The following is a 13,032-nucleotide window of genomic DNA, read 5'->3' on the forward strand; positions in this document are numbered from 1 at the left end:
ACCGGCTGGGGCGGCTACAACGCCCTCGTCTCCACCGGCGACATCAACCTCGACGGCAAGACCGACTTCGTCGCCCGCGACACCACCGGCCGCCTCTACGCCTACTACGGCACCGGCAACGCCACCAACCCCTACCAGCCACGCGTCCAGATCGGCACCGGCTGGAACATCTACACCAAGCTGTTCTCCTGACCGATCGGCAACGTCGGCCGGTCGCCTCGCCCGAGGCGGCCGGCCGACGCGGCTGACGTGGCACGACGCGAGGGCCGCACCCCCCTTCCGGGGAGTGCGGCCCTCGTTCACTGCCGTGCCGTACCGCTTACTTGCGGATCAGGTTCCGCAGCACGTACTGCATGATGCCGCCGTTGCGGTAGTAGTCCGCCTCGCCGGGGGTGTCGATGCGGACCACCGCGTCGAACTCCACACCGGTGTCGGTGGTGACCTTGACCGTGCGCGGCGTGGTGCCGTTGTTGAGCTCCTCGACGCCGGTGAAGGAGAAGGTCTCCTCGCCGGTCAGACCGAGGGACTCGGCGGACTGGCCCTCCGGGAACTGGAGCGGCAGGACGCCCATGCCGATGAGGTTCGAGCGGTGGATGCGCTCGTAGGACTCGGCGATGACGGCCTTGACGCCGAGCAGCGCGGTGCCCTTGGCGGCCCAGTCGCGGGACGAGCCGGAGCCGTACTCCTTGCCCGCGAGGATCGCGAGCGGGGTGCCCTGCGCGATGTAGTTGCGCGAGGCGTCGTAGATGAAGGAGACGGGAGCGTCGGCCTGCGTGAAGTCGCGGGTGTAGCCGCCCTCGGTGCCCGGCGCGATCTGGTTGCGCAGGCGGATGTTGGCGAACGTGCCGCGGATCATGACCTCGTGGTTGCCACGGCGCGAGCCGTAGGAGTTGAAGTCGCGGCGCTCGACGCCGTGCTCCGTGAGGTACTGGCCGGCCGGGGTGTCGGCCTTGATGGCACCGGCGGGCGAGATGTGGTCCGTCGTCACCGAGTCGCCGAGCTTGGCGAGGACGCGGGCGCCCGTGATGTCGGAGACCGGGGCCGGCTCCATCTCCATGCCCTCGAAGTACGGGGGCTTGCGGACGTAGGTCGACTCGGCGTCCCACTCGAAGGTGTTGCCGGTCGGGATCGGCAGCGCCTGCCACTGGGCGTCGCCCGCGAAGACGTCCTGGTAGGACTTGTTGAACATGTCCTCGCCGATGGCGTTCGCCACGACGTCGTTGACCTCGGCCTCGGTCGGCCAGATGTCGGCCAGGTGGACGGGCTTGCCGTCCTGGTCGACGCCGAGCGCGTCCTTGGTGATGTCGACCTTCATCGAACCGGCGAGGGCGTACGCGACGACCAGCGGCGGGGACGCCAGGTAGTTCATCTTGACGTCCGGGTTGATCCGGCCCTCGAAGTTCCGGTTGCCGGAGAGCACCGAGGTGACGGCCAGGTCGTGGTCGTTGACGGCCTTGGAGACCTCGTCCGGCAGCGGGCCGGAGTTGCCGATGCAGGTGGTGCAGCCGTAGCCGACCAGGTTGAAGCCGACCTTGTCGAGGTACGGCGTCAGACCGGCCTTGTCGAAGTAGTCGGTGACGACCTTCGAGCCCGGCGCGAGGGTGGTCTTGACCCACGGCTTGCGGGTCAGGCCCTTCTCGACGGCCTTCTTCGCGACGAGCGCGGCGGCGACCATCACGTACGGGTTCGAGGTGTTGGTGCAGGAGGTGATCGCGGCGACGGTGACGGCGCCGTGGTCGAGCTGGTACGTCGTGCCGTCGGGGGCGGTCACGGTGACCGGGTTCGACGGGACGCCGTTGGAGACGGCCGGGGCGTCGGAGGCCGGGAAGGACTCCTTGCCCGCCTCGGAGTCGTCCGCGACGTAGTTGCGCACGTCCTGGGCGAACTGCTGGGCGGCGTTCGCGAGGACGATGCGGTCCTGCGGGCGCTTCGGGCCGGCGATGGAGGGGACGACCGTGGAGAGGTCGAGCTCCAGCTTCTCGGAGAAGTCGGGCTCGGCGGCCGGGTCGAGCCAGAGGCCCTGCTGCTTGGCGTACGCCTCGACGAGCGCGACCTGCTGGGCGTCACGGCCGGTCAGACGCAGGTAGTTCAGCGTCTCGTCGTCGATCGGGAAGATCGCGGCGGTGGAGCCGAACTCCGGCGACATGTTGCCGATGGTGGCGCGGTTGGCGAGCGAGGTGGCGGCGACGCCCTCACCGTAGAACTCGACGAACTTGCCGACGACGCCGTGCTTGCGCAGCATCTCGGTGATCGTGAGCACCAGGTCGGTGGCGGTGGTGCCCGCCTTGAGCTCACCGGTCAGCTTGAAGCCGACGACGCGCGGGATGAGCATGGAGACCGGCTGGCCCAGCATCGCGGCCTCGGCCTCGATGCCGCCGACGCCCCAGCCCAGCACGCCCAGGCCGTTGACCATGGTGGTGTGGGAGTCGGTGCCGACGAGGGTGTCGGGGTAGGCCTGGCCGCCGCGGACCATGACCGTGCGCGCCAGGTGCTCGATGTTGACCTGGTGGACGATGCCGGTGCCGGGCGGGACGACCTTGAACTCGTCGAAGGCGGTCTGGCCCCAGCGCAGGAACTGGTAGCGCTCCTTGTTGCGGCCGTACTCCAGCTCGACGTTCTGGCCGAACGCGTCCTTGGTGCCGAACTTGTCGGCGATGACGGAGTGGTCGATGACCAGCTCGGCCGGCGCCAGCGGGTTGATCTTCGCCGGGTCGCCGCCCAGCTCCTTCACGGCCTCGCGCATGGTCGCGAGGTCCACGACGCACGGCACACCGGTGAAGTCCTGCATGATCACGCGGGCCGGCGTGAACTGGATCTCCTGGCTGGGCTGTGCCTGGGAGTCCCAGTTGCCGAGCGCACGGATGTGGTCGGCGGTGATGTTGGCGCCGTCCTCCGTGCGGAGCAGGTTCTCCAGCAGCACCTTGAGGCTGTAGGGGAGGCGGGCGGCGCCCTCCACCTTGTCCAGCCTGAAGATCTCGTACGACTCGTCGCCCACCTGCAGCGTGCTGAGGGCGTCGAAGCTGTTCGCCGACACGACAGTCTCCTTCAATGAATTCGCGCGTACCGCCGCAATCCTGCCGTCACAGGTTCGTTGCCGATCAGCTAAGGTGAGCCTTAGTTAGGTAGCCCTTACTAGCGCGGCAGCGGTACGCCTCTCGGCAGATATCTCGATGTCGAGATAACTCTAATACATCGCCGCTTCCGGGTCATGCCCCGACGGCGGCTGACCGCTCTCATCCCGTCCAGGCGTTTACGCAGCGAACCCGGTCGGCTGGCCTTCTGTCTCAGTGAACCCAGTCGTGCGGGTGATCGCATGGGGGGGGCCGGGTGGCCGTACCGGCCGGGGTGGATCTGGAGGGGCTGTCCCCAGGGGTGGCTCAGTCGCTGTGGGTGGCCGGCTCGGGATCGGCGTCGAGTGCATCGAGCACGGCGTCGCCGTTGGCCCTTGCCCACTCGGTCAGCATGTGGATCGGTTCGATCAGCGTCGCCCCGAGCGGGGTGAGTTCGTACTCGACGCGGGGCGGCACCTCGGCGTAGGCGTGCCGGCGGACGAGTCCGTGTGCCTGTAGCCGTCGGAGCGTCTGGGTGAGCATCTTGCGGGAGATGCCGCCGATCAGCTCGATCAACTCGCCATGGCGGACCGGGCCCTTGCTGAGGCCGTAGAGCACGACCACCGTCCACTTGTCGGCGATCAGCTCGACCGCCAGACGCGCCGGACAGTCGGCGAGGAAGGGATCGCTGGGACCGAAGCCGCTCATGGCGCCAAAGGTACCTGCGCCTTAGGCACCTGCTGGTCCCTATCACATTCATAGCCTGGGTTCTCTTCCCCTCCAGAAGCAGGAGAGTCATGCGAGTCATCACCCAGCACACGCTCGGCGGTCCCGAGGTGCTCACCATCGTGGACGCGCCCGAGCCCCAGCCCCTCCCGACGGAGGTTCTCGTCCGCGTCAAAGCGATCGGGCTGAACCCGCTGGAGGCGCTCCTGCGCGCCGGCGAGTTCCCGCTGTTCGGTCGGCCGCCGTTCGTCCTCGGCTGGGACATCAGCGGCGTGGTCGAACAGGGGCCGCAGACATGGCGGTTCAGGCCCGGCGACGAGGTGTTCGGGATGCCGCTGTTCCCGCGGGCGGCGCGCGCGTACGCCGAGGTCGTGTCGGCGCCGGCGTTGCACCTGGTGCGCAAGCCGGCCTCGCTCTCGCACGTCGAGGCGTCGGCGCTGCCGGTTGTCGGGCTGACGGCGTGGCAGGGCCTCGTCGACCTCGCCGGTGTGGCCGAGGGCGACCGCGTCCTGGTCCACGGCGGCGGTGGCGGGGTCGGCCATGTCGCGATCCAGATCGCGAAGGCGCTCGGCGCGCACGTGATCGCGACCGCCAGCGGGAGCAAGCGAAGGTTCGTCGAGGGGTTCGGCGCCGACGAGGTGATCGACTACACGGCGGTCGACTTCACCGAGACGGTTCGTGACATCGACGTGGTGCTCGACACCATCGGCGGCGACACCGTCGAGCGGTCGCTCGGCGTGCTCCGCCCAGGCGGTCACCTGGTGACGGCGGTCGCCCAAGGGGATGCGGGGCTTGCCGCCAGGTACGAGGCCGCCGGTATGCGCTTCAGCGGCATCGCGGTCGACCCCGATCCGGTCGCGCTGCGAGGTCTCGTCGAACTCGTCGAACAGGGCAGGCTCCGGGTCCACGTGCAGGAGACGTTCCCGTTCGAGCGGGTCGCCGACGCACACCGACTGCTCGACCGCGGTCACCTCCAGGGCAAGCTCGTCCTCACCGTCTGATCCCGTCGAGGGGCCGCACGCGAGCGGTGGCCGCACCGAGACGTCCCCTTACGCCCCCACGGGCCGGCTCCGGCCCTTCGCCGCGACGAACCGAGTCGACCTGCCTCGTCCGACTCGGTCCACGCAGGTCACCGTCATACGGACGACTCACTTCGTTGCGACGGGACAGCGGCCACACCACCACCGTCCCGCCGACCGATCGACGCGGCGACACGCCCGAAGCCCCTTCCGTGCCATTCATCCTCCACACCCCCTTTGCATGACCATGCGCGAGGATGCATACTCTTCCTATGTCTAAGGTCCTCACCTCCCTTCCCGCCGGCGAGCGCGTCGGCATCGCCTTCTCCGGCGGCCTCGACACCTCCGTCGCGGTCGCGTGGATGCGCGACAAGGGCGCCGTCCCGTGCACCTACACCGCCGACATCGGCCAGTACGACGAGCCCGACATCGCCTCGGTGCCCGGTCGCGCGAAGACCTACGGCGCCGAGATCGCCCGCCTGGTCGACTGCCGCGCGGCGCTGGTCGAGGAGGGCCTGGCCGCGCTGACCTGCGGGGCGTTCCACATCCGCTCGGGCGGGCGGGCGTACTTCAACACCACCCCGCTGGGCCGCGCCGTCACCGGCACGCTCCTGGTCCGGGCGATGATGGAGGACAACGTCCAGATCTGGGGCGACGGCTCCACCTTCAAGGGCAACGACATCGAGCGGTTCTACCGCTACGGCCTGCTCGCCAACCCGAACCTGCGGATCTACAAGCCCTGGCTCGACGCGGACTTCGTGACCGAGCTCGGCGGCCGCAAGGAGATGTCGGAATGGCTGGTCGCCCACGACCTGCCCTACCGCGACAGCACGGAGAAGGCGTACTCCACCGACGCCAACATCTGGGGCGCCACCCACGAGGCGAAGACCCTGGAGCACCTGGACACCGGCGTGGAGACGGTGGAGCCGATCATGGGCGTGCGGTTCTGGGACCCCGAGGTCGAGATCCTCACCGAGGACGTCACCATCGGCTTCGACCAGGGCCGCCCGGTCACCGTCAACGGCAAGGAGTTCGCCTCCCCCGTCGACCTGGTGATGGAGGCCAACGCCATCGGCGGTCGGCACGGCATGGGCATGTCCGACCAGATCGAGAACCGGATCATCGAGGCCAAGAGCCGCGGCATCTACGAGGCGCCCGGCATGGCGCTGCTGCACGCCGCCTACGAGCGGCTGGTCAACGCGATCCACAACGAGGACACCCTCGCCCAGTACCACAACGAGGGTCGGCGGCTGGGCCGGCTGATGTACGAGGGCCGGTGGCTGGACCCGCAGGCGCTGATGGTGCGCGAGTCGCTGCAGCGCTGGGTGGGCGCGGCCATCACCGGCGAGGTCACCCTGCGGCTGCGGCGCGGCGAGGACTACTCGATCCTCGACACCACGGGCCCGGCGTTCAGCTACCACCCGGACAAGCTGTCCATGGAGCGCACCGAGGACTCGGCGTTCGGCCCGGTGGACCGGATCGGCCAGCTCACCATGCGCAACCTCGACATCGCCGACTCGCGCGCCAAGCTGGAGCAGTACGCCGGGATCGGCCTGATCGGCACCGCCAACCCCGCGGTCGGCGCCGCCCAGGCCGCCGCGACCGGCCTGATCGGCAACATGCCGGAGGGCGGCGCCGAGGCCATCGCCTCCCGCGGCGAGGTCTCCGGTGACGACGAGTTGCTGGACCGCGCCGCGATGGAGTTCGGCACGGACTGACCCGCCGCACCGGGCGGCCGGTCCGGCGCCCGCGACGCACCACCGGCAGCGGCCGGCCCGGCGCCCTCGGCGCCGCGCCGGCCGCTCGTCGTTTTCCCCCGAGCACTCCGACCCGGCGTGCCCGCGCTTCCTCCGCCTGACGAAACGTCAGGCGGAGGAGGCGCGCGGCCGTCGCCGGACCGGGCTGCTCAACCGCCCCCGCCCCCGCCCCCGTCCCCGTACGCGGCCAGCGTCCGGTCGATCGCCGGGCCCAGGAAGGCCCGGGTGAGTGCGGCGCGCCGGGCCGGCCAGTGCGCGCGGTGGGCCGCCGACGCCCCGGGCGCGGCGGCCGCGGTCGGCCCCGGCACGGCGGCCGGCGGGCCGTAGCGCCGGTGCCGGAGGTCGGCGAGGAGCGGCGCCGGCGCGCCCAGCGCGGCCAGTACGGCCAGCGCCTCGCCCTTGGTGATCAGGGTGCCGTCCCGCAACGTCACCGTCGCCCGGGCGAAGGTCAGCAGCCCGAGGTCCACCCAGACGTCGCGCAGCCAGTACGCGGGGTGTTCCAGCGCGGGCCGCCAGAACCCGCGCAGGTCGGCGAGGACGAAGGCGGTCAGTTGGGCGTCGGTCACCGGGGGCAGCAGCGCGGCCGGGCCGTCGCCGTACCGGACCAGGCCGAAGGCGTGGAGTTCGCGGCGGGCGACCGGGGTGAGCGGTCGGTGCAGCAACTCCTCGTGCGCCCAGCCCAGATGGGCGCGCGCCGGATCGTCGAGCGCGGCGACGTCGGGGTAGGCACAGTGCACCGCCCGGGCCGCCGGACCGCCGGTGGCGGCGAGCCGACGGTGCAGGCCGGCCAGTTCCGCCTCCTCCCGCGGCGTGGCGGGACGCGCGAGGACCGCGACCAGGTCGAGGTCGCTGCGGCCCTCCTGGTAGTCACCGCCGGCCAGCGAGCCGTGCACCCACAACGCCCTTAAGGGCACCCGGTCGTGAAGGCCGGTCAGGAACGTGCGGAGCAGCGCGTCGGTGGCCGGCGGCACCGGCTCCCGCGCGTCGGTCGTCGCCCGCATGGCCGCCCCCTGTCCCGTCCGCCGCGGGCGGACGTCCCGGTTCCGATCCCCCGCCACCTGCCCGGCACCCGGCGGCCCCAACCGCCGTACCGCGCCCGGGCGTACGGCACCGGACGGCCCGCGCGGGGCGGCCGACCGGCGCGGCCGACCGCAGGGCCCGCGCCCGGCCGCGTCGACACGGCCGGGCCGCGTCAGCCGTCCGCCAGTCCCAGCCGGACCACCCGCACGATCTCCTCGTCGGTCAGGCCCAGGTGGCGGGCCTCGGCGATGAGGCGCTCGGCGGCCTCGCCGAGCCGGGCCCGGGCCGGTGCGGCGGCGCCGGTGACCACCGCCCCGCGGCCGCGCCGGAGTTCGATCAGCCCCTCCTCCTTCAGCCGCTGGTAGCCGCGCAGCACGGTGTGGACGTTGACGCCGAGGGAGGCGGCGAGCGCGCGGGCGGCGGGCAGGCGCTCACCGGCCAGGACCGCCCCGTCGGCGATGGCGCCGCGCACCGAGGCGGCGATCTGGTCGCCGAGCGGGACGGACGAGCCGGGATCGACGCGGAAGAGCACCTCAGTCCCCCTGTGTGGAGCGCTTGCGGTCGAGACAGGTGGTGAGCAGCGCGGCGGCGGTCGCCGCGTCGTCGACCGTCACCACGAACTCCCGGCCGTTGGTGCGCCGCAGCACCAGGCCGTCGCCGGAACGGAGCAGCAGACCGCTGCCACCGGGCCGGATGCGGTACCCCCAGCCACCGTACTCGGCGAGCGTGGAGATCCGGCGGCTGGTCGCCTCGGCCACCTTGTCCAGCGGTACGCGGTGCAGCGGGAACGGGAACAGCGCCGGGGTGAGGGTCAGCCCCCGCTGGTCGACGGTCACCCGCACGGAGCAGTGGACCGCGACCGTCAGCGCGCCGAGGAGCAGCGCGCCGCCGCCGACCCATCCGGCGAACGCCCCCATGACGATCCCGCCGCAGGCCATCAGCGCCGCCAGGGCGGCCATCGGCGGGGAGCTGACGGTGCGGGTCCAGCCGGCCCGGACGCCGGCGGGCAGGTCGAGGCGGCGCACCCGGCCGGGCTCCGGGCGGCGCTCCTCGGGGTCGGGACCGGCGAGCAGCCAGCCCAGCCCGGCGGCGAGCGCGCCCGCCCCCAGCGCCGCGGCCAGTTGCGACAGGGGCATGCGGACCGCGGCGGCGTCGGTCGCGGCGGCGTTGCCGAACAGGACCACGGCCGCCGGATAGCCGAGGACGACGGCCGTGAAGTAGCCCGTCGCGATGAGCGTGCGCCCGCTTCGCGCGGGCATCCCAAGCCGCACCAGGACGCCGATGCCGACGCCGAGGACGAGCAGGATGCCCAGGCACCCCCACAGCAGGCCCTGCGCCGACGCGTAGCCGTCGGGTCGGCCGTCGCCGCCGAAGTGGGTGGCGAGTCGCTCCGGCAACCGGTGGGCGACGACGGCGTAGACGCCACCGAGGCAGACGGTGACGAGGAGGAACGGCAAGGCGGCTATCCAGCCCCGCGGACGGTTGGGCGCGGGCGGGGCGGACGGTACGGATCGCATCATGGCAACCTCCAGTTGTTCGCATAGTAGTAGAACAACTAGCGGGCGGGGTGGCGCGCCGCATCAATCTCATATCTGAGATACGGTCACCCCATGGCAGACGACTACCTCGTACGCATCGGCAAGCTCATCCGTGACGCCCGGCAGCACCGTGGCTGGACACAGACGCAGCTCGCCGAGGCGCTCGGCACCAGCCAGAGTGCGGTCAATCGGATCGAGCGCGGCAACCAGAACATCAGCCTTGAGATGATCGCCCGCATCGGCGAAGCCCTGGACAGCGAAATCGTCTCGCTCGGATACGCCGGGCCGATGCATCTGCGCGTGGTCGGCGGGCGTCGGCTGTCGGGCAGCATCGACGTCAAGACGAGCAAGAACGCCTGCGTCGCGCTGCTGTGCGCGACCCTGCTCAACGCGGGCCGCACAACCCTGCGCCGGGTGGCCCGTATTGAGGAGGTCTACCGCATCCTGGAGGTGCTGGGCAGCATCGGCGTCCGCACCCGCTGGATCAACGACGGCAACGACCTGGAGATCGTGCCGCCGGCCCAACTCGACCTGGAATCGATGGACTTGGAGGCGGCCCGCCGCACCCGCAGCGTCATCATGTTCCTCGGCCCGCTGCTGCACCGGATGGAGCGCTTCAAGCTGCCGTACGCGGGCGGCTGCGACCTCGGCACCCGGACCGTCACGCCGCACATGACCGCCCTGCGGCACTTCGGCCTGGAGATCACCGCGACCGACGGCACCTACCTCGCCGAGGTCGACCGGACGATCGCCCCCAAGCGCGCGATCGTCCTGACCGAACGCGGCGACACCGTCACCGAGAACGCGCTGCTGGCCGCCGCCCGGCACGACGGCGTCACGGTCATCCGCAACGCCTCGTCCAACTACATGGTCCAGGACCTGTGCTTCTTCCTGGAGGAGTTGGGCGTCCGGGTCGACGGGATCGGCACCACCACCCTCACCGTGCACGGCGTGGCGAAGATCGACCGCGACGTGGACTTCGCCCCGTCCGAGGACCCGGTCGAGGCGATGAGCCTGCTGGCCGCGGCCGTCGTCACCGAGTCGGAACTGACGATCCGCCGGGTCCCGGTGGAGTTCCTGGAGATCGAGTTGGCGGTCCTGGAGGAGATGGGCCTGGACCACGAGCGCAGCGCCGAGTACCCGGCCGACAACGGCCGCACCCGGCTCATCGACCTGACGGTCCGCCCCTCCAAGCTCCAGGCCCCCCTGGACAAGATCCACCCGATGCCCTTCCCGGGCCTGAACATCGACAACGTCCCCTTCTTCGCGGCCATCGCGGCCACCGCCCAGGGACAGACCCTCATCCACGACTGGGTCTACGACAACCGCGCCATCTACCTCACCGACCTCACCCGCCTCGGCGCCCAGGTCAAACTCCTCGACCCGCACCGCGTCCTGGTCGACGGCCCCACCCGCTGGCGCTCCGCGGAAATGATGTGCCCCCCGGCCCTGCGCCCCGCCGTCGTCGTCCTCCTCGCCATGATGGCCGCCGAGGGCACCTCGGTCCTCCGCAACGTCTACGTCATCAACCGCGGCTACGAGGACCTCGCCGAACGCCTCAACTCGATCGGGGCGCAGATCGAGATCTTCCGCGACATCTGATCGGCAGGGGCCTCCACACCCCTTCTGGCCTGCGATGCAGCGGGTCGGATAGGGGTGCGGAGGCACCTGTGGGGCTTCCTCTGCGACTTGGCGCGCTTCGGCGGGGCTTTCGCAGGCGGTGCTCTGCACCGTCCGGGTGCGGCCAAGCGAAGACCGCATCGACGGCGGCGGTGCCTCTCGCACCCGCCCGGGGCAGGAGTTGGAGCAGTTCCGGTTGACCGCCTGCCGTTCGCGTCCCGTCACCAGGAGGCGGTACGTCTTCGGCCGCCGGCGCTTCGCCGCCACGGGCGTCGTCGGAGGACGCGGATCGTCCCAGGGCAGCGGCGACGGGACGGGCTCAGGTGTTTTCGGCCAGGACATCGTCCAGCCAGTCGTACACACGGGCGAAGGCCAGGCGCTGGGCGCCGGCCTGGCAGTGTGCGTCCGCGCCCAGTGCGCCGGTGAACTCCAGCAGGGTCTTCGGGCAGGTCAGGTGCTTGTGGAGCAGTTCGGGCTGACCCTCGAAGAACACGTCGTCCGAGGCCGAGCAGACCAGGGTGGGGCAGGTGATCCTCTGGGCGATGCCGTCGCGCAGGTGGTAGTCGAGGAAGGTGGCGAAGACCCCGCGCGGAGTGTCGGCGCCCATGACGTACCTGCCCTGGTCGACGAGCCAGCGAATCTTGGGGCTGGCGGCGACGGCCGCGTCCACGGCGGCGTCGAGCTCGGGGTCGTGGTCGGCGCGCAGCCTCCGCTCGGCCTCGGCGCGGTCCAGGGACAGGGCGCCGGCGGCCAGGTCGCCCAGGTCGTAGACGCCGTCGAGGGCGATCACGGCGGCGAGTCGGTGGTCGAAGGCCGCGGCGCGCGGTGCGAGCAGGCCGCCCATGCTGTTGCCCAGTAGGGCTATCCGGGCGGGGTCGACCTCGGGACGGGTGAGGGCGTGGTCGAGGACGGGGCCGACCACGTTCTCCCAGTCGGGCCGGAACACCAGGCCGTGGTGGTGGCGGGTACCCGGCTGGCCGGGGCCGTCGAAGGACAGGACGTGGTAGCCGCGCTCGACGGCCGCGGCGGCGCCGCCGAAGTGCATCTCCTCGGCCGTACCGTCGAATCCGTTGAACATGACGACGGTCGGCCGGGCGGTGCCCGAGTCGTCGGCGCGGTACAGGTACCCCGGCAGCGTGGTGTCCTCGTAAGGGATCTCCACCGGCTCGACGACCGGGGTGAACAGTGCGGCTGCCTGGCGGAAGCACCTCACCGACGCGTCGTACGCGTGCAGGATGCGCGGGTCCGTGGCGTCGCCGTGCAGGAAGAACTCGGCGCTTCGGTAGTAGTTCGACGCCCGCAGGAAGGCGTCGCGGGCGCTGACGCGATGCCCGCCGGCCAGGGCCGCGCGTCCCTCATCGGCCACCCGGTCGGCGGTGGCGAGCCACTCGTCGTGCCAGCTGTCGTAGTCGTCATCGGTGATCCGTTCAGTGGTCACCACGACCTCGCCGAAGTCGGCGCCGCCGTAGGCGATGTGGCCGAAGGAGCGCAGGGTCTCGAACCAGAACGAAGGGTTGCGCGGGAAGAACAGGGGCTTCATGGAGACTCCTAAAGCAGTTATTGACTGCGTTAGCGAGACTGTAGGGGCGCCGAGACGAAAAACGCAAGTGGTGACTGCGTTAAGGTGGGGGCATGGAGAAGGAAAGGGAGCCGGTCCGCCGGCCGGGTGGCCGTGCGGCCCGGGTCCGCGCGGCAGTGCATCAGGCAGTCGCGGACCTGGTCGGCGACCGCGGCTACGGGAACTTCACGGTCGGCGATGTCGCCGCCCGCGCGGGCGTGGCCGACTCCAGCGTCTACCGTCGCTGGGGAAACCTGGAGGCCCTGCTCTCGGACGTGGCCGCCACCCGGCTCGCCGCCACTTCCCCCGCCCCCGACACCGGCAGCCTGGAGGGCGACCTCCGCACCTACGCGGCCACCGCGGCCCGCGACGTCGCCGGACCGGACGGGACGGCGATACTGCGCCTGGCCATCTCCCTTTCCAACTCGGGACAGCCGGGCCTGGAGGCCCGCGACGCGTTCCTCGCCGAACGCACCCGTCAACTGCAGGTCATGCTCGACCGGGCCCGCGACCGAGGCGAACACCCGCCAGACGTCCTCCAGGTGCTCGACCTCATCCTGTCCCCGATGTACCTCCGCATCCTGTTCGGAACGGGCCCGCTCACCCCCGCCTACGTCGACGAACTGGTCGATCGCCTGCTCATCCTCCGCACCACCACCGGAGGATGAGACCCCGACGAAAGCCACCGGTCGGCTCGCGCCCTCCCGGGTGCACCGCCGCGAACTGCCGAAGCCGCGTCGCCAT

General features: G+C 71.2%; 10 protein-coding genes and 1 pseudogene. 5 read left to right on the forward strand and 6 right to left on the reverse strand.

The window, feature by feature from the left end:
* Nucleotides 1–192, forward strand: a pseudogene (locus ABD385_RS30360) (hypothetical protein); the annotation flags it as partial.
* Between the two features lie 127 nt (nucleotides 193–319).
* Here ABD385_RS30360 and acnA read toward each other — a convergent pair.
* Both acnA and ABD385_RS30370 read right to left on the reverse strand, forming a co-directional pair.
* Entirely contained in the window at nucleotides 320–3,034 is a 2,715-nt protein-coding gene (gene acnA / locus ABD385_RS30365) for an aconitate hydratase AcnA (protein ID WP_344582083.1), read from the reverse strand.
* Between the two features lie 343 nt (nucleotides 3,035–3,377).
* Nucleotides 3,378–3,758, reverse strand: coding sequence for a winged helix-turn-helix transcriptional regulator (locus tag ABD385_RS30370; protein ID WP_344582084.1), 381 nt, complete (start codon nucleotides 3,756–3,758; stop codon nucleotides 3,378–3,380).
* 89 nt (nucleotides 3,759–3,847) lie between these two features.
* Here ABD385_RS30370 and ABD385_RS30375 point away from each other — a divergent pair, with 89 nt between their 5' ends.
* Both ABD385_RS30375 and argG read left to right on the forward strand, forming a co-directional pair.
* Complete coding sequence (locus tag ABD385_RS30375; protein WP_344582085.1) at nucleotides 3,848–4,777, forward strand: NADP-dependent oxidoreductase; 930 nt, start codon at nucleotides 3,848–3,850, stop codon at nucleotides 4,775–4,777.
* A 290-nt stretch (nucleotides 4,778–5,067) separates the two neighbouring features.
* A complete protein-coding gene (gene argG / locus ABD385_RS30380) occupies nucleotides 5,068–6,513 on the forward strand; it encodes an argininosuccinate synthase (protein WP_344582086.1) in 1,446 nt (481 codons plus the stop codon).
* Nucleotides 6,514–6,701: 188 nt separating this feature from the next.
* Here the strand turns inward: argG and ABD385_RS30385 are convergent, their stop codons facing one another.
* From ABD385_RS30385 to ABD385_RS30395, 3 genes are all read right to left on the reverse strand, one after another.
* Nucleotides 6,702–7,553: a nucleotidyltransferase domain-containing protein gene (locus ABD385_RS30385; protein ID WP_344582088.1), complete on the reverse strand. Its 852-nt coding sequence runs from the start codon at nucleotides 7,551–7,553 to the stop codon at nucleotides 6,702–6,704.
* A 191-nt stretch (nucleotides 7,554–7,744) separates the two neighbouring features.
* Nucleotides 7,745–8,104 (reverse strand): GntR family transcriptional regulator, encoded by a 360-nt coding sequence (locus ABD385_RS30390; RefSeq protein WP_344582090.1) that lies wholly within the window; start codon nucleotides 8,102–8,104, stop codon nucleotides 7,745–7,747.
* Between the two features lies 1 nt (nucleotide 8,105).
* The gene (locus tag ABD385_RS30395) at nucleotides 8,106–9,092 is read right to left on the reverse strand and encodes a DUF1648 domain-containing protein (RefSeq protein WP_344582092.1); all 987 of its coding nucleotides are present in this window, start codon (nucleotides 9,090–9,092) and stop codon (nucleotides 8,106–8,108) included.
* Between the two features lie 90 nt (nucleotides 9,093–9,182).
* On the opposite strand from ABD385_RS30395, the gene ABD385_RS30400 reads away from it, so the two are divergent.
* Nucleotides 9,183–10,712 (forward strand): helix-turn-helix domain-containing protein, encoded by a 1,530-nt coding sequence (locus ABD385_RS30400; RefSeq protein ID WP_344582094.1) that lies wholly within the window; start codon nucleotides 9,183–9,185, stop codon nucleotides 10,710–10,712.
* Between the two features lie 337 nt (nucleotides 10,713–11,049).
* Here ABD385_RS30400 and ABD385_RS30405 read toward each other — a convergent pair whose 3' ends face one another.
* Nucleotides 11,050–12,270 (reverse strand): alpha/beta hydrolase family protein, encoded by a 1,221-nt coding sequence (locus tag ABD385_RS30405; RefSeq protein ID WP_344582096.1) that lies wholly within the window; start codon nucleotides 12,268–12,270, stop codon nucleotides 11,050–11,052.
* 92 nt (nucleotides 12,271–12,362) lie between these two features.
* Here ABD385_RS30405 and ABD385_RS30410 point away from each other — a divergent pair, with 92 nt between their 5' ends.
* Entirely contained in the window at nucleotides 12,363–12,956 is a 594-nt protein-coding gene (locus ABD385_RS30410; protein ID WP_344582097.1) for a TetR/AcrR family transcriptional regulator, read from the forward strand.
* Nucleotides 12,957–13,032: the final 76 nt, after the last annotated feature.

Source organism: Streptomyces lunalinharesii (assembly GCF_039532155.1).
Taxonomy (GTDB): Bacteria; Actinomycetota; Actinomycetes; order Streptomycetales; family Streptomycetaceae; genus Streptomyces; species Streptomyces lunalinharesii.